Source organism: Levilactobacillus lanxiensis, from assembly GCF_016861655.1.
GTDB classification, from domain to species: Bacteria; Bacillota; Bacilli; order Lactobacillales; family Lactobacillaceae; genus Levilactobacillus; species Levilactobacillus lanxiensis.
Genome location: NZ_BOLN01000007.1, coordinates 1 through 21,253 on the forward strand (window position 1 = coordinate 1; position 21,253 = coordinate 21,253).

General features: G+C 50.1%; 18 protein-coding genes, 11 tRNA genes and 1 riboswitch. Of the genes, 20 read left to right on the forward strand and 9 right to left on the reverse strand.

From position 1 onward, the window contains the following. The first annotated feature begins 4 nt into the window (after positions 1-4). The 13 genes from JUF22_RS09105 to JUF22_RS09165 all read left to right on the forward strand — a co-directional run bounded on the left by JUF22_RS09105 (position 5) and on the right by JUF22_RS09165 (position 3,359). Positions 5-77: transfer RNA gene (locus JUF22_RS09105), tRNA-Asn, on the forward strand. A gap of 9 nt (positions 78-86) precedes the next feature. Then, positions 87-177, forward strand: a tRNA-Ser gene (locus JUF22_RS09110). Positions 178-189: 12 nt separating this feature from the next. Continuing rightward, positions 190-262, forward strand: a tRNA-Glu gene (locus tag JUF22_RS09115). Positions 263-267: 5 nt separating this feature from the next. Beyond that, a tRNA-Val gene (locus JUF22_RS09120) sits at positions 268-340 on the forward strand. Positions 341-365: 25 nt separating this feature from the next. Further along, a tRNA-Asp gene (locus tag JUF22_RS09125) sits at positions 366-439 on the forward strand. A gap of 54 nt (positions 440-493) precedes the next feature. Further along, a tRNA-Phe gene (locus tag JUF22_RS09130) sits at positions 494-566 on the forward strand. 5 nt (positions 567-571) lie between these two features. Continuing rightward, a tRNA-Tyr gene (locus JUF22_RS09135) sits at positions 572-654 on the forward strand. Between the two features lie 4 nt (positions 655-658). Then, positions 659-729, forward strand: a tRNA-Trp gene (locus JUF22_RS09140). 14 nt (positions 730-743) lie between these two features. Next, a tRNA-His gene (locus JUF22_RS09145) sits at positions 744-816 on the forward strand. 58 nt (positions 817-874) lie between these two features. Next, a tRNA-Cys gene (locus tag JUF22_RS09150) sits at positions 875-945 on the forward strand. Between the two features lie 31 nt (positions 946-976). Next, positions 977-1,061 (forward strand) — tRNA-Leu (locus tag JUF22_RS09155). A gap of 154 nt (positions 1,062-1,215) precedes the next feature. Then, complete coding sequence (locus tag JUF22_RS09160) at positions 1,216-2,148, forward strand: C40 family peptidase (protein ID WP_203645838.1); 933 nt, start codon at positions 1,216-1,218, stop codon at positions 2,146-2,148. A 185-nt stretch (positions 2,149-2,333) separates the two neighbouring features. Further along, complete coding sequence (locus tag JUF22_RS09165; protein ID WP_236000753.1) at positions 2,334-3,359, forward strand: matrixin family metalloprotease; 1,026 nt, start codon at positions 2,334-2,336, stop codon at positions 3,357-3,359. A 201-nt stretch (positions 3,360-3,560) separates the two neighbouring features. On the opposite strand, the gene JUF22_RS09170 is transcribed toward JUF22_RS09165, so the two are convergent. Together JUF22_RS09170 and JUF22_RS09175 are read right to left on the reverse strand one after the other, a co-directional pair. Next, complete coding sequence (locus JUF22_RS09170) at positions 3,561-4,133, reverse strand: matrixin family metalloprotease (RefSeq protein ID WP_203645846.1); 573 nt, start codon at positions 4,131-4,133, stop codon at positions 3,561-3,563. A 390-nt stretch (positions 4,134-4,523) separates the two neighbouring features. Continuing rightward, positions 4,524-4,847, reverse strand: coding sequence for a heavy metal-binding domain-containing protein (locus JUF22_RS09175; RefSeq protein ID WP_203640171.1), 324 nt, complete (start codon positions 4,845-4,847; stop codon positions 4,524-4,526). Positions 4,848-5,164: 317 nt separating this feature from the next. Between JUF22_RS09175 and JUF22_RS09180 the strand changes: the two genes are divergently transcribed. Then, positions 5,165-5,773, forward strand: a complete 609-nt coding sequence (locus JUF22_RS09180) for a hypothetical protein (RefSeq protein ID WP_203645847.1) — start codon at positions 5,165-5,167, stop codon at positions 5,771-5,773. An 89-nt stretch (positions 5,774-5,862) separates the two neighbouring features. On the opposite strand, the gene JUF22_RS09185 is transcribed toward JUF22_RS09180, so the two are convergent. Further along, positions 5,863-6,207, reverse strand: coding sequence for a hypothetical protein (locus JUF22_RS09185; protein WP_203645849.1), 345 nt, complete (start codon positions 6,205-6,207; stop codon positions 5,863-5,865). Positions 6,208-6,332: 125 nt separating this feature from the next. Beyond that, the gene (locus JUF22_RS09190) at positions 6,333-7,040 is read right to left on the reverse strand and encodes a hypothetical protein (protein WP_203645851.1); all 708 of its coding nucleotides are present in this window, start codon (positions 7,038-7,040) and stop codon (positions 6,333-6,335) included. A gap of 129 nt (positions 7,041-7,169) precedes the next feature. Beyond that, positions 7,170-7,289: riboswitch (SMK box riboswitch) on the forward strand. Between JUF22_RS09190 and metK the strand changes: the two genes are divergently transcribed. The 3 genes from metK to JUF22_RS09205 all read left to right on the forward strand — a co-directional run bounded on the left by metK (position 7,287) and on the right by JUF22_RS09205 (position 10,563). Then, the gene (gene metK / locus JUF22_RS09195; protein WP_203645853.1) at positions 7,287-8,474 is read left to right on the forward strand and encodes a methionine adenosyltransferase; all 1,188 of its coding nucleotides are present in this window, start codon (positions 7,287-7,289) and stop codon (positions 8,472-8,474) included. (Overlaps the previous riboswitch by 3 nt.) 217 nt (positions 8,475-8,691) lie before the next feature. Beyond that, positions 8,692-10,173, forward strand: a complete 1,482-nt coding sequence (locus JUF22_RS09200; protein ID WP_203645855.1) for an MDR family MFS transporter — start codon at positions 8,692-8,694, stop codon at positions 10,171-10,173. 66 nt (positions 10,174-10,239) lie between these two features. Then, positions 10,240-10,563, forward strand: coding sequence for a DUF960 domain-containing protein (locus JUF22_RS09205; protein ID WP_125766184.1), 324 nt, complete (start codon positions 10,240-10,242; stop codon positions 10,561-10,563). 502 nt (positions 10,564-11,065) lie between these two features. On the opposite strand, the gene JUF22_RS09210 is transcribed toward JUF22_RS09205, so the two are convergent. Continuing rightward, positions 11,066-11,836, reverse strand: coding sequence for a Cof-type HAD-IIB family hydrolase (locus JUF22_RS09210; RefSeq protein WP_203645857.1), 771 nt, complete (start codon positions 11,834-11,836; stop codon positions 11,066-11,068). A gap of 153 nt (positions 11,837-11,989) precedes the next feature. Between JUF22_RS09210 and JUF22_RS09215 the strand changes: the two genes are divergently transcribed. Further along, positions 11,990-12,637 carry a deoxynucleoside kinase gene (locus JUF22_RS09215; RefSeq protein WP_125766186.1) on the forward strand — a complete coding sequence of 216 codons (648 nt, stop codon included), beginning with the start codon at positions 11,990-11,992 and terminating at the stop codon, positions 12,635-12,637. Between the two features lie 429 nt (positions 12,638-13,066). Here the strand turns inward: JUF22_RS09215 and pgmB are convergent, their stop codons facing one another. From pgmB to JUF22_RS09230, 3 genes are all read right to left on the reverse strand, one after another. Next, positions 13,067-13,738 carry a beta-phosphoglucomutase gene (gene pgmB, locus JUF22_RS09220; protein ID WP_125766188.1) on the reverse strand — a complete coding sequence of 224 codons (672 nt, stop codon included), beginning with the start codon at positions 13,736-13,738 and terminating at the stop codon, positions 13,067-13,069. 13 nt (positions 13,739-13,751) lie between these two features. Next, positions 13,752-16,466, reverse strand: coding sequence for a glycoside hydrolase family 65 protein (locus JUF22_RS09225; RefSeq protein WP_203645859.1), 2,715 nt, complete (start codon positions 16,464-16,466; stop codon positions 13,752-13,754). A gap of 588 nt (positions 16,467-17,054) precedes the next feature. Next, positions 17,055-18,014: a 2-hydroxyacid dehydrogenase family protein gene (locus JUF22_RS09230; protein WP_203645861.1), complete on the reverse strand. Its 960-nt coding sequence runs from the start codon at positions 18,012-18,014 to the stop codon at positions 17,055-17,057. Positions 18,015-18,164: 150 nt separating this feature from the next. Here JUF22_RS09230 and JUF22_RS09235 point away from each other — a divergent pair, with 150 nt between their 5' ends. Together JUF22_RS09235 and JUF22_RS09240 are read left to right on the forward strand one after the other, a co-directional pair. Beyond that, positions 18,165-18,371, forward strand: a complete 207-nt coding sequence (locus JUF22_RS09235) for a hypothetical protein (protein WP_203645863.1) — start codon at positions 18,165-18,167, stop codon at positions 18,369-18,371. A 1,048-nt stretch (positions 18,372-19,419) separates the two neighbouring features. Further along, a complete protein-coding gene (locus JUF22_RS09240) occupies positions 19,420-20,100 on the forward strand; it encodes a type II CAAX endopeptidase family protein (protein WP_203645865.1) in 681 nt (226 codons plus the stop codon). 151 nt (positions 20,101-20,251) lie between these two features. On the opposite strand, the gene JUF22_RS09245 is transcribed toward JUF22_RS09240, so the two are convergent. Beyond that, positions 20,252-20,731: a MarR family winged helix-turn-helix transcriptional regulator gene (locus tag JUF22_RS09245; protein ID WP_125766193.1), complete on the reverse strand. Its 480-nt coding sequence runs from the start codon at positions 20,729-20,731 to the stop codon at positions 20,252-20,254. Between the last annotated feature and the right edge of the window lie 522 nt (positions 20,732-21,253).

Genomic DNA, 21,253 nt, shown 5'->3' on the forward strand with positions numbered 1-21,253 from the left:
TTATTCCGGCATAGCTCAGTTGGTAGAGCACCTGACTGTTAATCAGGTTGTCGACGGTTCGAGCCCGCCTGCCGGAGCTTTATAATGGAGAGTTGTCCGAGTGGCTGAAGGAGCAGCATTGGAAATGCTGTAAACGGGTACTAACCTGTTTCGAGGGTTCGAATCCCTCACTCTCCGTTTAAATAGTATGACCCGTTGGTCAAGTGGTTTAAGACACCGCCCTTTCACGGCGGTAACATGGGTTCGAATCCCGTACGGGTCATTTTTGGAGGATTAGCTCAGTTGGGAGAGCGTCTGCCTTACAAGCAGAGGGTCACAGGTTCGAGCCCTGTATCCTCCATTAGATAACATAACACTTTAATTATGGTCCGTTGGTCCAGTTGGTTAGGACGCCTCCCTGTCACGGAGGAGATCACGAGTTCGAGTCTCGTACGGACCGTTGTTATGTTATTAACAATTTAATACACAGCAAACATATATTACATGATGGTATGGCTCGGTAGCTCAGTTGGTAGAGCAATGGATTGAAGCTCCATGTGTCGGCGGTTCGATTCCGTCCCGCGCCATTCATGGTGGGGTAGCGAAGTCTGGCTAAACGCGGCGGACTGTAAATCCGCTCCTTCGGGTTCGGTGGTTCGAATCCACTCCCCACCATCATAGGGATATAGTTCAATGGTAGAACAACGGTCTCCAAAACCGTCGATGTGGGTTCAACTCCTACTATCCCTGTTTGTAATGTAATGGCGGTATTGGTGAAGTGGTTAACACACCGGATTGTGGTTCCGGCACGCGTGGGTTCGATTCCCACATACCGCCCTAGATTGGGGCATCTTGATTTATTCAGCTGGTCCAATCAGATTGGATAGGCGATTATGGTGGTATAGCCAAGTGGTAAGGCAGAGGTCTGCAAAACCTTCATCGTCGGTTCAAATCCGATTACCACCTTTGACTGGGTGTATCCAATCAGCATTTTTTTGCCGGAGTGGCGGAACTGGCAGACGCGCTGGACTCAAAATCCAGTGACCGTTGAGGTCGTGTGGGTTCGAACCCCACCTCCGGTATAAGAAGATTCATCTCGGGAGTCATCGCATTAGGCGATGGCTTTTTTTGTGCAGTTTTTAAGGCGTTTTGCAAGGCATTCTCTGTTTGTTCCCACTTTTGATTGGCAATATCCTTAAACCTGAAGTCAAAATTCAGATGTTAGGGATGTTAGTTGTGCAAAAAAGATGGTGGCAAGCGGCCTTGGTTCTTGCAGGGTGTTTCGTTGGTTGGCAATTGGCTCAGGTGGGGGCTCAGGCGAGCTACAACTCCATGTTTGCCCGGGAAGGGTACTTCTCAACGCATGAGCGGTTAGATGCGACCAAGACCTATGACCGGAAGATTAGCCGCTACAAGTCCGTTTACGTGACGCAAACAGCTAAGGGTAAGATTCGTAATGCGAGCTTGATGTTCTATGCTAAACCACAAGGGAAGCATTTTACGCATTATGCGAGTCACTGGATCAATGTCCGGACCTTACGCAATGGAAAACTTTATGCGTACAATGATCAGACCGTTTATGGCAACTACTTGGTTGCCTATCATGAGTTTGGTCGGGGACATGGGACGACAATCTATGCCGGTAAGCGGCCAGTGAAGCTGCATTACTCCAAGAAGGGGAATCTGCTCTTTACTTATCAGAAGCAGACGCTGACGGTTCATATGAGCTCGGGTCAGGTAAATCTGAACGGTAAGGCAACGAGTGCGAAGGCTAACCGGACGTTTAAACGGGCTGTACCCACTAAGGGGAAGCGAACTAGTCGTCTGATTGCGGATGCTAAGCGCTATCTCGGGGTACCTTACCGGTATGCTGGTCGTGATGCCTTCGGTGGCTTAGATTGTGCGTCATTCGTTGATCAGGTCTACCTGGATGTTGAGCACCGTGACATTGGTGGCATGACTGGTGTGCAGCAGAAGTTAGGTAAACACGTTGCTGTTCGGCATGCTAAGAAGGGTGATTTGTTGTTCTGGCAGATTGCTGGGCAGAAATATACGTATCACGTTGCCATGGCCATTGGCAAGGGCAAGCTGATTGAAGAGGCTGGCAAGTCCGTTCACGTTTCAAAGATTGCGAACCGGCACCCACAGTTTGCAATTCATATGAAGTAAATAGCTAAGGGAACCACGTCCGTGTCTGTTGGACGTGGTTTTTGCTTGTCTGAAAGTAGTAGACAGGTGTGATTGAGGTGACTATCGCACAAAATAATTTAGATGTATAATTTAAATGACGGTTTATTATTAATCGAGGAAATAAAATGATGTGCCGTTAAACTAATGAATTGGGGTTAAGTCTATTGAATATACATAAGTTAAAGCCAGTCGTATTGCTAACCTTGTTGTTGGCAGCGACTACGGTTGGCAATAGTACGGCTAGGGCGGCCAAGCGTCAGTCGGTTGCAAGTAAGGCTAAGATTAGTCGGTTGATTAAGCAGTCGCCGGATTTAAAACCGACTGGGAAAATTCTGCGTCAGAATCACCGGACCTATCTTAAGCGTGAAGATATGATTTCCAAAAATTATAATTTGGAAAATTTTGCGGATAGTGGCGTGTTTAACCACAAGCACCAAGCAAGAATCTATGTCGCTTCGCCAGTGCTGAAATCTTACGTACGGACGGCCGTTAAGCGTTGGAACACTGCGTTGGGGCGGCAGGTCTTTAAGGTGACGACAAAACGGTCACGAGGGACGCTGCGAGTAAGTCTAAAGACTAGTGATGCTCAATGGGACGGTCTCTTTGATGGAAATCGAATCTACGTCAATCGGGCAGATTTTAATACGCCGAATACAGCACGTTATTTAGAGGACAGCCAGTACCAGGCTTATATTCAACACATGACAGACTTACAAAACGAAGCTGCTAAGAAAGTGCAAAAATTAGCAGCTGATCATGCTGTCCGACATGAGACGTTGGAAGATTCACGGGCCAGTAAAAATGGTGATGAACAGGGTGCTATTCAGGCAGAAGTAGATGCTGAGATGACACAGTACTTTCAGTCAGAGCATCAGATTCAAGATAGCTATCGGGCCAAGCTTAAAGCGTACCGGCAGAGCAAACACACTTGGCTCGTTAAATTAAAGGCGCGGTACCAGCGGATGTACTGGAACTCAGTGGTTGAACATGAGTTGGGACATGGTTTGGGGTTAGATCATACGCCTTATCTGGCCGACGTGATGTTTGCGGCATCTAACGATGAGGGCGAGTACAAGAGCTTAAACGTTAAGTATCCCTGGGTCAAGGATATCGCGGTCGCGACCCGTGATAAATTATCCGCACGGGACATTGACCGGGCAAAATTAGCGCGGAAATTAAACTATTGGTGAGTTTGAAGCAGATAAACGAAATAAGCGGGCTAGGATTGCGTGTTGGCAATCTTGGCTCGCTTTTCGTCTACGGATTAAGCTGGGACGTAGGGCGCTTAGACGGGCGCCTAGTGCCTTAATTTTAGTCAAAAGAAAAACCCTAGCTGGACCGGCGGCTAGGGTTTTGCAGGTATTCGTCAATGTTAAGATAGTTGCGAATGATTAATCGTTGTAAGCGTCTTGTAAACCGACCTTGTCTTGGTGGTCGATGGAGGCGTAACGATCGGAAGCGTACATCACGCTGGCTTTACTTGCAGAGTGGCTTAAGCCAAGTGCATGGCCAATTTCGTGGGTGGCAACGTTCGTTCGTTGGTTCTTGGTGTAACCGTACTTGGTTAATAAGCTACGGTTCAAAGTAGACTTAGCGGAAACGATTTTGTTATCGTCGTTACCCTTGTTTAAGTAAGAGTAGTTGGTGTAACCGGCTAACTTGCCGCTCTTAGTGCTTAAGGATTGGGAAGAGGTCAAGGTGATGTCGGCCTTTTCGTCGCCCTTAGCAGCTTTTAATTGAACAACGCCAACTTTGTTCCAACGCTTAACGGCGTTCTTCCAAACACTCTTGTAGTAAGAAGACGTGTTGCTCGTTTTGTATGTAATAGTGGTTTGGTCCCAACTACCCCAAGAAGGTGTTGGTTCGCTGGTAGCTGCGGCGAAGATGGTTGAGCTGCAAGTGGCTAAGGTGACAACCAGAGTGGCGATAACTAAGACGGTCCATTTAACAATTTTCTTTAACATTTTGAATACCTGCTTTCTTTTAAATCCGAATGATTTGCATTTCAATTGCTTACTATCTTATTGACTATGGTTAGTATAGAACGAGAACCAAAAGAGTTGGACGGACACATCTGGTGGGGTGGACAGTTTCTAGGGGACAATATTGTTAATGTGGCTAGGACTTGTACCATTTAGGCCATTGTGTGGCGACAAATGGTTACACAATGGGCTTTGTGGCCACAAACGCTATTGCGATTTGGTTGGTCATTGACCGAATTGCGCGCAAAAAAAGAGCCCGGTAGAAGCAATCGTTTTCAACGACTGTTCTACCGGGCTTTGTTGGATATCTCAACAAAAATATGGAAGTGTAACGAACATTGCGTACAAGATAACCGTTATACTAGTCAGAAATCACAAATATTTGACCGCCGTACCGTATGCTGCGACTGATTGCATATCGGTGCCAATGGACCCAGAATCAAACCGCATCATGACCACCGCATCTGCCCCCATGTTGGCGGCATTTTGCTTTAACCGATCAACCGCGACGTTCCGTGCTTCGTCCAACATCTTCGTGTAGTCCTTGATTTCACCACCGACCACGTTCTTCAGGGATGCCCCAATGTTACGAATTACGTTCTTGGACTGCGTGGTTAACCCAAAGACTTCGCCGATGACCTGGTACTCCTGGCCAGGGATGCGTTCCGTTGTTGTAACTAAAATATCTGCCATAATAAATTCCTCCTCTGTGACTGCTTTCACTATACCTAGCGGGGCACGAAAAGGCAAGGTCGATTGCTTGGATGATCTAGATGGTGGTTTGCGAGAATAAACAACTAGGTCCGGGTAAACGTGAAATAGCTAAAAACGACTGGACTCACTGGTACGACTAGTGTTTAGACTGTTTTTCATTAAATGACAAGTCAAATTTCGAAGGATTTGGCTTAAATTACGGCTTATTAATAATAAAGACTGTTAATCTGGAAACGCACGTGTTACATTAATAGGCGTGGAAAGCCTGTGTCTAGAGGTGCCACGGGGAGAGTAATGATATGCAATTGTTCGATGAAAATAAAGCGTCACAAAAGTACCAAGAAATTTGTGACCTCGGTAATGCCGAATTAGATTGGCCGTTGGACAACGCTAAACGTGACCTCGTTGAAACATTCTTTGTAGCACAGCACGCCTACCAGGCAATTTCCAAGCAAATCGACAAAACCTTTCACGTTTCATTAGCCTTTTATCAACAGCATCATAGGTTCTATGTTGATATCAGCGACCTAACCCACTACCGCATGGATTTCCTGAGCACGACGGGGCGGTTCCTCCGAGACGCGGTCGATGCGACCTACCAGTTAGAAATTTGGGACCGTGAGTCTCACAGAAAGCACGCCTATTCTAGCGACGAACTGACGCGGATGGATTGCGAAGACCTTAAAAAGGGGACCGTCGTGGAGACATTGACGTATGGTCGCTTGGATTGCCGGGTGCGACGGACGTTTAGCCTGCAAAACGGCCACCTCTTCTGGGATAAGGAGCAGTTCTACGTGGCGGGTAAGCCGGTTGAGTTGACCGATGGCCTCATGACGTTGCAGAAACGCTTGGAAGAGGAAACGGTTTGGTTTAGTCAAAAATTATTCAGGATTCGCGACTTTACCTAATCATCAGAGCTCTGGAGAAACTTCCAGGCGCTTACATAGTAGTAGAAAGGCAACAAAAAATGCCCAATCACAGGTTGTGGTTGGACAAGCTAGTTTGCGGTCGAGTGTAGTGACAAACGATTGGTGAGTGCTTGCTGTGTCGCCGCGATTTGGCCCCGTAAGAGGTCCTTATGGGCGACGGCAATCACATTATTCAGGCCCCGGAGATGCGTGGTGACGGCTAAGATTTGGTCGTCAACCAGGTAGATGGGTTCTGGCGCAATCGTGAGGTCCCAATGGTGTTCTGCGTGCACGGCAGTCTGGGACAGGCCCAAAGCCACCGCTAAGTTTTGACAAAAGTGATCAATCAGAGCTGCATCCACGATTCGGTTACCGGTGAGGGCGGGTTGAAACTTGCCACTCAGGATGTCGCCAATCACTTTGATTTCTGTCATTTTGGTTCCTCCATTACTAGATGATGCCTCATTCTAGCACGGTTTAATCGGCAAACGGTAGTGTGTTTGCTTGGGTTTAGCGAAACTTTAAAACTCTGTGGCTAAACAGTCAAGTCAACAAACAGTTAACGAAGAATCAAAATGCCGGCGAGCAACTGACACAGTCCCGAGAAGACTAGCCGGTAACGTACGCTGAGGCGGGGCTGTAGCCACCAATGGGCAGCCACGATAAGAATAAGGGGCACTAGGCGCCAGGTGAAGCCGAGAACCACTAGTGAGAGCACAAAAATCACCGGTGTAATCAGGGTCAACCGCCAATCCCGTTCGCCCGTTAAATAATAAGGCTCGAAGAAGGTCAAGTAACTGGCCATCAGGGGGATCAGTGGGGTGAGAAATTGCACGGCGAGGTAGTGGTTACGCAGGAAGAAGAGCAGAACGGGCACCCCGTAGCCGGCGAGAACACTGAAGACAATCAGGCCGTACGTCGATTGCAGGCCCAACTGGGGGATGCAGGCGAGGACTAGGAAGACGCACAACAAGAGAGCGAAGGCCTGGACCAAGTGATCGTTAGGTGCCGCTAAGATGCCCAGGGTCGCCGCGGCGACCACCAGAATTGGACCGATGTGTGACTGAAAGTGGCGTTTCAATAATAGGAAGATACCCGCAGCGACCAGAATCCCGTAGCCGGCAAGATAGAGCTTAACATCCGTGCCCAAAGGCGTGCCGGTACTGGTGGTTGCGCCGGCTAACCACCAAAGAATATTTTGACAAATTGTGAAGCAGAACAGCTGTTGGACCGTTCGGTTTTTGAAGAAGGCCATGAGAGTGGTCATGGAATCGCTCCGTTTCGACTGGTTATAGTATTGCCTTTTATCTTAGTGATAAATGGGCCGTTGGTCAACGATTGTTTACGGATTTTTTGGCGGCTTCCTTTTAAGTCGGCCGGATTTGTGTTAAAATTCTTGAGTTATGAGTCAATTCCCGATAGGATTCACGGACCTTGTGAAGCTGCCTTGTAACCGAATGGCGTCGAGATTATCGGTCAACTCGCCGTCAACACTATCTAGGGGGAATATCAATTGCAAGAAAGACATTTATTTACTTCGGAATCCGTTTCTGAGGGCCATCCCGACAAAATCGCCGATCAAATCAGTGACGCTATCTTAGATGCGATGCTGCAACAAGATCCAGATTCACGGGTTGCCTGCGAAACGTCCGTCACGACTGGCCTCGTCCTGGTCTTTGGTGAAATTTCAACCAAGGCCTACGTTGATATCCAAAAGGTGGTTCGTCAAACCATCAAGGAAATCGGCTACACGGACGGTCAATACGGGTTTGACGGCGATAACTGTGCCGTCCTCGTGGCCATCGATGAACAATCACCTGACATTGCGCAAGGGGTCGATGACTCTTTGGAAACGCGTGAAGGTGACGAAGATCCATTAGACAAGATTGGTGCCGGTGACCAGGGGTTAATGTTCGGCTATGCCGTTAACGAAACGCCTGAATTGATGCCTTTACCAATTGAACTGAGTCATGCGTTGATGCGGCGGATTGCCATGCTGCGGAAGACCAACGTCATTGACTACCTGCGGCCAGATGCCAAGGCTGAAGTGACGGTTGAATACGATGACAACGAACGCCCACTGCGGGTCGACACCGTTGTGCTGAGTACCCAACACGATCCTGACGTGACCTTGGACCAAATTCGCCAAGACGTTATCGACCAAGTCATCAAGCCAGTGATTCCAGCTGAGTTGTTGGATGACAAGACGAAGTACTTCATCAACCCAACCGGTCGTTTCGTTATCGGGGGTCCTCAAGGGGATGCCGGGTTGACGGGTCGGAAGATCATCGTTGATACCTATGGTGGGGCTGCTCATCATGGTGGTGGGGCTTTCTCTGGGAAGGATGCCACCAAGGTTGACCGTTCAGCTAGTTACGCTGCACGGTACATTGCCAAGAACATCGTGGCTGCTGACCTAGCGACTAAGTGTGAAGTCCAGATTGCCTACGCCATTGGGGTAGCGGAACCCGTTTCCGTTTACATCAACACGTTTGGCACCGGGACCGTTGCTGAAAGCAAGCTGAACGCTGCGGTGCGTGACTTGTTTGACCTGCGTCCAGCCGGTATCATTCGGATGCTCGACTTGAAGCGGCCAATCTACAAGCAAACCGCTGCGTACGGTCACTTTGGTCGGACGGACATTGACTTGCCATGGGAACACCTTGACAAGGTCGACGCCTTGAAGGCTGCCGTTAAATAAACCACTGAAGGGCTTGGGATAACTTCCTAGGCTCTTTTTTTGCGCAAATTTATGGGTGGCCAGTACCTGAGCTTTTTCGTTATTTTGAGTCGTGCCCCTTGTATTTTCAAGACGAACCCGCGATAATTGGTGTATTACTGAAAAATCAGAAATTGGGCAGTAGCAGCAATTGGCTACGTAAAACCGTTGGTGGTGGGGCCAGCGTTAGGAGGAAATTATGAATAAGAAACAAACGAACGTTGCCGTTGTGACGGGGGCTGTCTTCGTGGCAACCTTCATGTCCGCCATTGAGGGGACCATCGTCTCCACCGCAATGCCCACCATTGTCGGTGATTTACACGGGGTGGCCCTGATGAACTGGGTCTTCTCGATTTTCCTGTTGACCAGTGCACTGGCGACGCCCATCTATGGCAAATTGGCCGATACGGTTGGCCGAAAATTGGTGTTCCTGGTCGGCCTGTTTATCTTTGTCCTGGGCTCAACGCTGTCGGGGATGTCCCACAGCATGGAAACGCTGATTGCCTGGCGCGCCTTACAGGGTATCGGGGCCGGGGCGATTATGCCCGTCTCCTTTACGATTCTAGCCGATATCTATCCCGTCGAACAACGGGCCCGGGTGATGGGCTTAAACGGCTCAGCGTGGGGCATAGCGGCCGTGGTGGCACCCCTGTTGGGTGGGTTCATCGTTGACCAGTTGAGTTGGCACTGGATTTTCTTCATTAACATCCCAATCGGTATCATCACCATGGGACTCATTTGGTTCTACTTAAATGAATCGACCGAGCGCAAGGCCTTCTCAATGGACTGGTTTGGCTCACTCTGGCTGTCCGTTGGCTTGTTAGCGATGATGCTGACGTTCCAGCTGTTAGGTGAGGGTGAAATCAACGTTCTGTGGGTCATCACCGGTTTTGTGGTAGCGGTCGTGGCCTTCTGGCTGTTTATTCGCCAGGAAAAGCGCACGGCCGACCCGCTGATTCCCATGACGCTGTTTGCCAATCGGACCTTTGTCATCCAAAACCTGATTGCGGCGCTGTTGAGTGGCTTCATCATGGGTTTTGAAGTGTATCTGCCAACCTGGACACAAGGGTTGTTAGGCCTGTTGGCGTCCCAAGCCGGGTTTGCCATCACGCCCAGTTCACTGATGTGGATTGTGGGGTCATTTATTGCGGGTAAACTCCTATTGAACCGTTCCCCCTATAATATCGTTAATATTGCGTTGACGCTGGTTCTGATTGGAGCGGTCACCATGGCCCTGATTCCTGCTAGCACGCCATTCTGGTGCTTCTTCGTGATTGCCGCCATCTGTGGGACCGGCTTTGGGATTACCATTACCACCACGACCGTCACGGTGCAAAGTAAAGTGGCCGTTGACGAGGTGGGGGTCGCAACCTCATTTAACACGCTATCCCGGACGCTGGGTCAGACCATCATGGTTTCCGTCTTCGGTATCATCATGAACCTGGAAATGGCACGTGGGGTGGCGAGTCATCCCGGCACGACCATGGGGATGATGAATAAGTTAATTAACCCCCAAACGGCTAAAGCGTTGCCAGCGCACCTGCTGCCAACGCTACATGGTATCCTGTACCAAGGCCTCCACGTGATCTTTATCGCGGGTGCTATTCTGATTCTCGTGTCCTTTGCCGTGAACTTTTTCGACCGCAAAGACACAGAACAGGTTACCGGTCACCAGGGGTAATTAGTCCCGTTTTTAATTAATTTACGGTATAATAATGCTAAACGACCAAAAAGTGGAGGCGATAAGATGTTTGAAAGTAATCACGCGCGGTATGCCAGTTATGGCACAGTTGCGGCCTTGCCAGGCGATATGATCGACGCTGTCTGGCAGATTATTGATCACGACCTCCAGGGGTTATTTCCGTTAGATAATCTGTTAACGTTTAGACTGCATAATAATCAGGGCAACACGACCTTTGAGTACGTCCAAACGGATGATGACGATGTCACGTTGCGGGCCGGGTTCGACACGCAGTTTGGCTATACGCCGGAGTTGCCGGAGACGGTTCTGGCTTACGATGACGGCGACAGCCAAATCATTCTGTTACCATCCGAAACAAACGAACATTAGGGCTTGGGCCAAACGAGTCGTTGTCAGCGCCTCCGGGCTGGTGAAAACTGGGCCTGGTCGCGTCCGTTCCCGGCGGCGCGCTCAAGGCGCCCTGCTGTGGGGCCGGTTCCAGCCGAAGGGCGGGCTTCCGCCTCAACTTTGAGCCAAAAAGCGGTCTCAAAGGTTGTCCCGTGCTCTAAGCTGAGAAAAATCGCTCAGCTAAGACCATCGACACAGCCGGGCACCTTGGCTCGCCTCTGGTCACTCCCACGACCGGCCCATTTTCACCAGCCCTGCGGCTGACACGGGTTTAGCCCGCGTAATATTCGTTGATTGTTCGTTGGTTCCGTCAGTTAGTTGGCGGCTTGGTTAGACTGTCATAAATGTCTATCGAATTTTCATTGAATCTGTGGCGTTTTGCTGCAGATTCTATTTTTTTGCCATGCAGATGGCAACTGTCCGACGACAAAAAACACCAACACGTGTCGGCTGGCCGACGGTGCTGGTGAAGAGTTAAATGACGTTATTGAATTAAACCGAAGTGGCGTAGGCCGTGGACGATGCCGTCCGTAGTGTTGCTGGTGGTGACGTAGGCTGCCTTGGCTTTTGCTTCGGGGACGCCGTTGCCCATGGAGATGGGGACGTCGACCTCGTCAAACATTTGCAGGTCGTTGTAGCCGTCACCAAACGCGTACGTTTTAACGCCCTGTAAGCCGGCCTCGGTGATTAGTTGTTGAATCCCGGATTGCTTGCTGACGCCGTGGACCATGGTGTCTAGGCAGCGGGGATTGTTCCGAACCAAGTCGAGCTGGTTGGCAAATTTTTCTTGATACGCCTGATCCTTATCGCGGTTAAAGACGTTAATGAAGTTAATGTCTTGGTGTTGGTACCAATCGGCGTCGACGACTGGATTCAGTCGTAACAACTGAAAGTTTTCGACCGTGTCAGCGTTGGCCTGGCTCAACCGAAAGCCTTGGCTGGTGTAGTAGGCCAGGGGGTCACCCTGAGCCTTAGCGAAGGCTGTGATGGCTGCCAGCGTGGGTTGGTCAATGACCGAAGCTGTCAGTCGCCTGCCTTCGAATTGGACGTAACTCCCGTTGGCACCGACGACGGAATCGATTCCCGTGGCGTCCAACACATATTGAATCTCAAAAATGTTTCTTCCTGTCGCAATAACTGGTAAAATATGATGTTGTTGCATTTCGTGAATGGCAGCGATACTTGCCGGCAAAACATTCTTGTGATCGTCAAATAACGTGCTATCCAAGTCAAAAAAGACGATTGCTTGATACATATTTAGCCTCCTAAATGCTGATTCTCTACGGTTCTATTATACAGCAAGAGCCAAAGTTAGCGAAATGAGGGAAATTTTTTTGCCGCATAAATGTAGTAGTCGCCATTTTTATGTTACACTATATCTTGTATTTTTAATTAAAGAGGGGCTATCATGGTGATAATTACAGCTGGAATGATCGGTGTCGGTAAAACGACCCTTACTGGAAAGATTGCGTCGCACTTGGAAACTCAAGCATTTTTTGAACCGGTTGGTGATAACCCGGTTTTACCACTTTACTACCGGGATCCAAAGCAATACGGATTTTTATTGCAAATTTACTTTTTAAACAAACGGTTTAGCATGATTAAGCGGGCCCTAGCCGACGATAACAACGTCCTGGACCGTTCCATCTACGAAGATGCCCTATTTACGCGGGAAAACAACGCGGAAGGCAACATCACGGATACTGAGCTCGAAGTTTACTTGAACTTGCTCGACAACATGATGAATGAACTGAGCGAATTGCCAAAGAAGGCCCCAGATCTGTTGGTCTACGCCGACGCTGACTTCGATACGATTTTACACCGGATCAAGAAGCGTGGTCGTGACTACGAACAATTCGATGACAACCCAGAGTTGGAATCTTACTACAAGAAGATGTGGACTGCTTACCAAGGCTGGTTCGCCGACTACGATGTTAGTCCTAAGATCAAAATTGACTTACAAAAATATGACTTGGACGTTCCGGGCAACACGGAATTAGTTCTGGGCCAAATCGATGACGCCTTGAAGGAAATTCGGAGCGACGCCACGGTTTAATGATTAATTGAACGTAATGCCAACTCGTTAGGAGTGGGTGTTGCGTTTTTTTCGTCGCAAAAATTGCGGGTAATAAAAAAATCCAATCATCCGTAATGAAAGGGGATGATTGGATCTGAGTTTCTAGTATTAACGTATCACTAGCTGTTTTTGCCGATTGCCAGAATCCTTGGCAACAAAAACGAGCAAATCTCAATTATAGATAGGACTAGCGAAAGGGAACTGGCAAGGTCAGTGTGAGTGACCAGAGGCGGATCAACCTGACCAGCTGTGTCGGTGGTCTTAACTGAGTGATTTGCTCAGTTTAGACCATGGGACAACCTTTGAGACCGTTTCTCAGGCTCAAAGTTGAGGTGGAAGACCGAACTTTGTCTGGAACCGGCCCCACAGCAGGGCAGGTTGAATCCGCCGCCGGGAACGGCAGTGACTTTAGCCCAGCTTCTTTTCAATGTTGGCTAAGGTGACTTCTGCCGTGTCTGCGAAGACCATGTCAGCGGCACCCAGTTCAGTTGAATCACCGATACCCAGTGAAACTTCGCCGGCAGCGTTGATGGCTTGGACCCCAGCAGCGGCGTCTTCAACCCCGATACACTGGTTAGCTGGCAAGTTCAGTAATTCCGCACCCTTGGTGTAGATTTCTGGGTCTGGCTTGCCGTGGGTCAAGCTGGCTGGGTCAACGATCTTAGGGAAGTAGTCGGCCAGTTCCAATTTGCCCAAGACACGAGGAGCGTTCTTGGAGGCAGAAGCTAAGGAAAGTTGGTAGCCCTTGGCGCGTAAGTCATCCAGGAAGGCCTTCATGCCGGGTAAAATGTTAGCGGGCGTCATCTTGTCCACTTCGGCCACGTAGTTCGTGTTCTTTTGGGCGGCCAATTTTTCCTTTTCGGCTTCGGTGTAGTCATTTTCCTTGCCACCGGCCTTTAAAATCATTTCCAGGGAATCCATCCGGCTAATGCCCTTTAAGCCGTTACCCAGTTCTTCGCTCCAAGCAACGCCCAGTGAGTCGGCGAGTTGGTGCCAAGCGGTCCCGTGCAAGATAGAGGTGTCGGTGATGACACCATCGAGGTCAAAGACGAATCCTTTAATATCAGCAAACTTTGTCATGAAAAAACACTCCTTAATCGGTTATGGTTTGTGAAACGTTAGGTTTTAGTGAAACTGTTTGTTGCCCAATTTGAATGGTAGCGGCGTGGTCGGCTTGCACGGTGACGTGATGATGATCGATGTCAAAGGTGTAGCGCGTGCCACGTAACAGGTGTTGGAACTTAACGGCTTGCCAGGCCTCGGGGAGGTGCGGGTTGACCGTTAAATGGTCGCCCAGGGCATCGACCCCGGCATAGTAGCGCGTGGACATCAGGGTCACGGCGCCCATGACGCCAAGGTGAATGCCCTCGGCCGTGGTGCCGCCCTGAATGTCAAAGTAGTCGGAGAACAAGGCCTGCGAGAACAATTGCCAGGATTGGTCCATGTTGCCGGCCATGGCGGTCAGCGCCGCGTACACGATGCGTGACAGGGTGGAGCCGTGAGTGGTCCGGTCGAGGTAGAATTGCAGGTTCTTCTGCAGCGCCTGTTGGGGCAACTCGTAACCCAGTTGCTTGAGTAACCCCAGTACTTGTGGGGCATCCAAGTTGTAAAAGGCCATGAGCGCGTCGGCTTGCTTGGCAACCTGGTAGGCGTCAGGCGTCTTGCCCTCGGCCTTTAAAATGCGGTCCATCCGCGAGATATCGCCGTACTTAGCCCGGTACTTGGTAAAGTCGAGCTTCGGCAGCTTGAAGTATCCCTCGAACTGACCGATGATACCCTCCGAGTTGATATCCAGCTTAAGGTGGTGGCTCACATCGTTAAATTGTTGTCGGACAGCCGCGGTGACGCCCGTCTTGGCATCCACTGTTTTCAGGGTGGCGGCTGGTAAGTCTTGCCGTAACTGGTCGAGCTGGTTAAATAACCAGGTCACCATTAAATTGGTGTAGGCATTATTTGCCAGTCCAGTCGTATCGGCATTGGGATAGTTCTCGTGGAATTCATCGGGACCCATCACACGGTCGATGGTGTAGCGGTGGTCGGCGTTATCCAACTTAGTTTTGCTGAGCCAGAATTGCGCAATTTCTTGTAGCATTTCCAGCCCGTATTTCGCCATGAAATCCGTGTCACCCGTGATGCGATGATACATGATGACATTGTACGCGATGGCCAGGGACACGTGCCGTTGCAGAGACGAGTAGTCCGGGTCCCAGGTGTTGGTCAACGGGTTAAGGTGGGTGACTTGCGATTGCTCGTCGCCGACCTCACCGGATTGCCACGGGTACATGGCGCCAGCATAGCCCGCGTCCTTGGCGTTTTGCTTAGCGGCTGGTAGCCGACGGTAGCGGTACATCAGTAGTTGCCGTGCCAGTTGCGGGTCGTGTAAGGCAAAGACGGGGAGGTCGAACATCTCATCCCAGAAGACGTGGCCGCGGTAGGCTTCACCGTCGAGGCCCCGGGCGTTGATTGATGCGTCAATTTGACCGGAGCGAATGGCCTGGACCGCCGAGAAGAGGTGGTAGAGGTTGACCCGCGTCAATTTTTGCGACGTGATATCGCCAGTAATCTGGAAGTCGGCGTCCGCCCAGCGCTTTTGCCAGTAGGCCGTGCTGCTAGCCAGGGTATCGGCGAAGCTGGCCCGTTGGAGGTCAGCCATCGCCGCCTGGAGCACGTTGCCGGTGGTTTCTCGGCTGGTGAACAGCACGATATTTTTCTCAAAGGTATAGGTCTGTTGCGGTTGCACGTCGACCGACCGCATCTGCCGAACCTGTTGCTCAGCGTTGGGCCGGCCGTCGCTTGGCGTGGCTAGCGCCTGACCGGGACCTGTGAGGTGCGACCCCAGGGCGAGGTCAACGTGACTAGCCCGTGTCTGGGCCTCGAGAAAAATGCTGTCGGGCTGTTGACTGGTGCCGGTCACACGCAGGTGGTGCTGATCAAAGGCGTTGTAGCGCGACACGTTGCCGTTGACGACGCTCCCGTCGATGGTGGAGTAGACCTGCAGGCTGCCCGCAAAGTTTAACGGGGTGATGCTGTAGCGAATCGCCAGGCGGTGCCAGTCCTTAAAGTTGGCGAGCTTGGTTGTCTTGATTTGCAGACTGTGACCGGTGGACAGTTGAACCAGCATGGTGGTCGTCAGCGTCCCGGTGTGGAGGTCCAGGCTCCGGTAGATGTCCTGGATGTCAGCGGCCTTAATTTGAAACGGATTCTGGTGGTCGACGCCAAAGGAGAGGGCCTGCGCATTGGGCAGGTTGACCAAATCTTCATTGGTGACGGCGCGGCCGTTTAAATTGGTCGTCAGCTGGTCATACAACCCGGCCGTATACATGCCAGGATAGTTGTCGGCATCGGCATGGGCTTCGGTATAGGCACCCCGCAGGCCAACAAACCCGTTACCGACCGTCAGCATGGCTTCTTGCCCGTAATTGCGTTTGCCTTGATACTGGCCGTAGTAATCCAGGTGCCAGCTGAGGTAGTCGCGCTTGGCCTGTAGGGCGGCGGTCAATCCCTGTTGGGCAATCGCTTGATTGCTGACGACGGGGATGTTCAGCATGTTGGTAATGGCCAGGCCAATATCAATGCGCTGATGGTTGATGCCGACGACGGTGTCGGAGAAGGGGTAACTCAGAGCGTTATCCACGACCGCGGCGTCCACGTCGAGTCCCGCCAGCTTGAGGCGCAGGTTCTCCAGATTTTCCCCAATGGTCTGGTCAGAGTTGTAGGCAATAATAAACTGCCGCTCGCCAGCAGCGTCCGTCGGGTGGTAGCTCACTTCCAAGGAGTCATCTAAAACGTGCAATGTAATCATTTTCAAAGCTAGATCGTCATCCTTTCTGCTAAATGATAGCGTATTCTTCACTTTCAATCTTAGGCTAACGCTGCGCAATTAGCAATTATTTCCGTCAAAAAATGCGAAATTTGTTAGTCCGGAGAACGCCTAAATGGCGCTATTGCAACCGATTGCAGTGATTGGACGTGGTTGGGTCGCCGCCCGGTCAAACTGACAAAAATGGCCCCAAAAACCGGCTACCCAGAAATTCCAGGTAGTCGGTTGGTTTTTGAATGCATTTAATGATGTGTGCGGTCGGTCAGAATCTGGTATTAGGCTTACAACTAATCAGTGGACCAAATGTTTGAACGATTGGTTAGTTGCAGGGGCGGCGGAAAAGAGCCAGTGAATGCCATGTTAGTGACCAGAGGCGGATCAAAGTGACCAGCTGTGTCGGTGGTCTTGGCTGGAGTCTTGTTCCAGCCTAGTCCACGGGACAACCTTTGAGACCGCTTTTTGGCTCAAAGTTGAGGTGGAAGCCTGTTTCACAGGCTGGAACCGGCCCCACAGCAGGGGGCTTTGAATCCGCCGCCGGGAACGGACACGAATTCAACCAGGTTCATTTTTGGCCGTCTAGTTGACGATGTACAGGGGGTCTTCGCCCTTGTCAACGCGAACCGCGTTCTTGGCAACAATCGAAGCCATGGCGTCCCGTGCTTCAACCGTGGCGTTCCCCACGTGAGGCGTCAGGATAACGTTCTTCAGGCCCTTGAAGCCATCGTCAACGTTAGGTTCTGCTTCGTAAACGTCCAAGGCCGCGCCAGCTAATTCGCCGGTTTGTAAGGCTTCCAGCAGGGCAGCTTCGTCAATGACGGGGCCCCGTGCGGCGTTGATCAGGTAAGCAGACTTCTTCATCTTCTTAAATTGTTGTGCGCCGATCATGTGATGCGTTTGGTCGTTTAATGGGCAATGTAAGGTGAGAACATCGCTCTTTTCCAAGACTTCATCCAAGGTGGCGTAGGTGGCGTTCAAACTACCTTCCGTAGCGGCATCTAGGGGATGACGTTGCGTGTAGATAATCTTCATGTCAAAGGCCGCCATCCGCTTGGCAACGGCTTGGCCAATTTGACCCATACCAACGATCCCTAAGGTCTTGCCGGCCAGTTCGTGGCCCAGGAAGAAGAGTGGGGACCACCCGTCGAAGCCCTCGGTGCGCATCAGTTTGTCACCCTCAACCATCCGGTGAGCCAACGTAATAATCAAGCCAGTCGTGACTTCAGCGGTCGAAACCGTGGAAACCTTGGGCGTGTTGGTGACGGGGATGTTCTTGGAACGGGCGTAGGCGGCGTCAATGTTGTTGAAGCCGGCCCCATAGTTGGCAATAATCTTTAACTGAGGATCGGCATCGATAACGTCCTTGTCCACCTGAGTAGAAAGGGGCGTGATCAAATAATCCTTACCGACAATCCGCTTTAACAACTCGTCCTTCGTGATTAATCCACTGCCAGAATAGCTTTCAACGTCAAGTCCGGCATCGTTTAAAATGTCCAAAGCTGACTGGGGAATTGGTGCAGTTACTAAAACACTGGTCATGAGTGTCACTCCTTCAGTAAAATTTCATTTCACACGTCCATTGTAACCGTTTTCATAAGAGAAAGCATCCTCTGCTGAAATTTTTTTCGAAAAACGCCGCCAAACGTGGTAAGCTGTGAAAAGTAACTGGACCTGAAAGGGGAAGCGACTGTGAAAGTTTTAGCAATTATGTTGATCACCACCCTGACCGCCGGATTAGTGGGCGGCACCATCTGGTTAATGTTGACACTGGCACTGGCCGCCTGGCTGGAGGTGCTGATTGGCGCCGTGGGTTTGGTGTTGGCGACGATGATTAATTTGGCCATCTTCTGGTTTCTCTGGCCCCACCCAGCCCCCAGCGAAGACGACGAGGACTAACTAGTTTGTCCCTCCGGACTGGTGAAAATGAGCGCTGCTACGTTGGCGTGTAAGAGCGTTCCCGACGGCGGATTCAAAGTACCCGGCTATGGGGCCGGTTCCAGCCTTAGAAGCGGGCTTCCACCTCAACTTTGAGCCTGAGGTACGGTCTCAAAGGTTGTCCCGTGGGCTAGGCTGGAAAATGACCCCAGCCAAGGCCACCGACACAGCCGGGCACTTTGATCCGCCTCTGGTCACTGACACGGTCCGTGCTGGTGCCTTTTCACCAGTTCTGCGGCTGACACTGGTTAGCTCCAGTCGGTATGCCGCTGGTCTTCGATGGAAGGTAGGGGTGGGAGCCGTTCTGGATATTTGGTTATTTTCCTTCCTAATTGTGTTGCGTGATACTCAGGCACATTAGTGAGTGGACGAATCGACACTAGTTTAAGTTGATTGTTGTAAGTATGGGTGACTAACTAGATTACCACAAAACATATGTAGAAGAATCAGACAAGTAAAGGTCGATTGACCAAATTTCCGCTGTGTAAGCCGATAGGTCGAGAAAAATGGACTCAGCCGGGGGATTTTCTGAGAGGAACTCTCAGAAAATGGCGACTTTGAGACTCGTTTCTCAGAGGCTCAAAGCGAGTCCGGAGACCGATCTTTGGCTCCGGGCGTCCTGCCCCCAGCGTTCCAGACCATTTTTCTCGGCCGGCAAGGCGCGGCCAACGAGAAATTTGGTCAAAAAAAGACCATTACGATAAGTCGCAATGGCCAAAGAGTAAGGTTACAACATAATTGGGGGATTATGTTGTAAAAAATTTCATCTACTTTGGGGGAGTAAAATGAAATCTGTCTGTTGAATGAGGACAGAAGCCTCACGCGTAAGTAAGGTAAATCCAAACTTACCCGCAACTCTATAGTAGCGCATTCCTCAGAAAATTGCCATTAAAATATAAATATTTTGCTAAATTGATTGGCTAACGGTTGCGGACAACGCTTTGTGGTAGGCCACTGCCGATTACCCAGTTAGTTAGGCGAATCAACAAAAGTGAGAGGATGGTTTTACGTGTCAGAAAAAACGTTAAAAGTGGGTAGTTTCACGGTTTGGCTGTGGGTGATCCTACTCGTCATTATTTTAAATATCGTACAATTGCCGTTGGTTTTCTTGGGTAACGGAACGATAGCTGTACGCCTATTGTGGTCGGTCGTTTACCTGGTTGGGTTCGCGGCAGTCATCATCTTGGGACTGTGGGTCTACCACCGGGTTCATCCGGTTAAATATCAGCGATTGGTGGCGAAGGATTGGTGGTTGATGGTACGGGGCTACGTCTTCGTGATTGTCGCTCAGATTCTCTTGGGATTACTTAACAACCTGTTCTATCATCAAACGAGTACGGCCAATAACCAGGCAATCGCGTCCTTCATGAATCAGGGCCCCTGGACATTGGTTCTGTTGAGTTTGACGGCGGTTCTGGCGAGTCCCATCATTGAAGAGGTGACCTTCCGGGGCCTGCTGGTCGATGGCTGTTTCCCGGCCAACATGTTTTGGGTGCCTATCGTGGTCAGTGGGGTGGCCTTTTCCATCGTGCATATGAGCAGTAACCCCATCAGCTGGCTGATCTACGCGGTCATGGGCGGCACGTTTGCCTACGTTTATAAGCGGACCGGTAAGCTGCAGAGTACGATTATCCTGCACGGGTTCAACAACCTGATTGCCGTGGGCGCCATGTTGCTGTCCTTACATTAGATTGCGTAAGCTAACGTAAAATTAAAGCCGTTCTCGTGACGAAGCTACTTGCTTTGTCGACGGGGACGGCTTTTTTGGTGCATCTACAGATGGGGTTCTTCAGAGATAGAAAAAATCCGGTCAACCTCGTGGGAGGATGATCCGGATTCTGTTAAGCTTGTTTATCGACTTGCTTAGCAATCTTGCGTTCTTGGCTGACCGTATCGAGTTGACTCTTGACGGTGACCAGTTCGCTCATCATGCTATCAATTTCGTCGTTGCTCATACCCAACAACGTTTGGCATTGGCCGATACGTGCATAGACTTCGTCACGTTTTTCTTCGGCCATTTCGGTCAGGTGGATGAGGACTTGACGTTCGTCAGTCCGACTCCGGACCCGTTCGACCCAGCCCTGCTTTTCCAATCGCTTGAGGAGGGGCGTTAACGTCCCACTATCCAGCTCGAGGCGCTCACCTAGTTGGTGGACGGTGAGCGGTGCATCTTCCCACAACACCAGCATCGCGATGTATTGCGGATAAGTTAAACCAAAGGGTGCCAAGGCGCTTTGGTAAAAATGGTTAAACTTCTTGCTGGCAGCATAAATGGAGAAACACAGCTGTTCATCCAGTAGAATTGGGGTAACTTTCGGCATGGCACAGGCCTCCTTTCAATTACTTTCCAGAGTATTGTATACAATTAAATTGCCGCGTGCAAGTAATCGACCTCTCATTTAAGTCAATTGTTGGTATTATCAACCAGAGAAAGTTAGATAACTTGCCCCAGGTTGACAATAACGTAACGCCTAAACAATTATATAGCATATCTACTGGTAAGTTCAATGATTATTGATGAAATAAGTTTTTGCTATTAGTAAATTAGAGTCTAGACAACCAGTTGGTACCAGGTCTCTCTGCCGTTACCAGTAATCAACACGTTCATGCAGAATTGTTTATTTTAAATCGGGACACTGATTTCGTCATGGTGACGAATCGGAAAAAGTGACACGTTTCTTAAATGAAAAACTAAGTTAGTTAATCGAAAAAACTCTATCGCTAAGTATAGCAGAGAATCTGTAAAAGAAAAGTAAAATTAGTGAAATTACTAAATGTAAGCGTGATTAGCTGGGGATGATGAGACGATAAATAATCACAATGTAAACCGGTTATCAGATGAT

Bases quoted from the DNA above. Each gene is read 5' to 3' on its own strand.
- JUF22_RS09170 (WP_203645846.1), bottom strand. From the start codon at position 4,133: ATGTTAAAGAAAATTGTTAAATGGACCGTCTTAGTTATCGCCACTCTG.
- JUF22_RS09180 (WP_203645847.1), top strand. From the start codon at position 5,165: ATGCAATTGTTCGATGAAAATAAAGCGTCACAAAAGTACCAAGAAATT.
- JUF22_RS09185 (WP_203645849.1), bottom strand. From the start codon at position 6,207: ATGACAGAAATCAAAGTGATTGGCGACATCCTGAGTGGCAAGTTTCAA.
- JUF22_RS09190 (WP_203645851.1), bottom strand. From the start codon at position 7,040: ATGACCACTCTCATGGCCTTCTTCAAAAACCGAACGGTCCAACAGCTG.
- JUF22_RS09200 (WP_203645855.1), top strand. From the start codon at position 8,692: ATGAATAAGAAACAAACGAACGTTGCCGTTGTGACGGGGGCTGTCTTC.
- JUF22_RS09205 (WP_125766184.1), top strand. From the start codon at position 10,240: ATGTTTGAAAGTAATCACGCGCGGTATGCCAGTTATGGCACAGTTGCG.
- JUF22_RS09210 (WP_203645857.1), bottom strand. From the start codon at position 11,836: ATGTATCAAGCAATCGTCTTTTTTGACTTGGATAGCACGTTATTTGAC.
- JUF22_RS09215 (WP_125766186.1), top strand. From the start codon at position 11,990: ATGGTGATAATTACAGCTGGAATGATCGGTGTCGGTAAAACGACCCTT.
- pgmB (WP_125766188.1), bottom strand. From the start codon at position 13,738: ATGACAAAGTTTGCTGATATTAAAGGATTCGTCTTTGACCTCGATGGT.
- JUF22_RS09230 (WP_203645861.1), bottom strand. From the start codon at position 18,014: ATGACCAGTGTTTTAGTAACTGCACCAATTCCCCAGTCAGCTTTGGAC.
- JUF22_RS09245 (WP_125766193.1), bottom strand. From the start codon at position 20,731: ATGCCGAAAGTTACCCCAATTCTACTGGATGAACAGCTGTGTTTCTCC.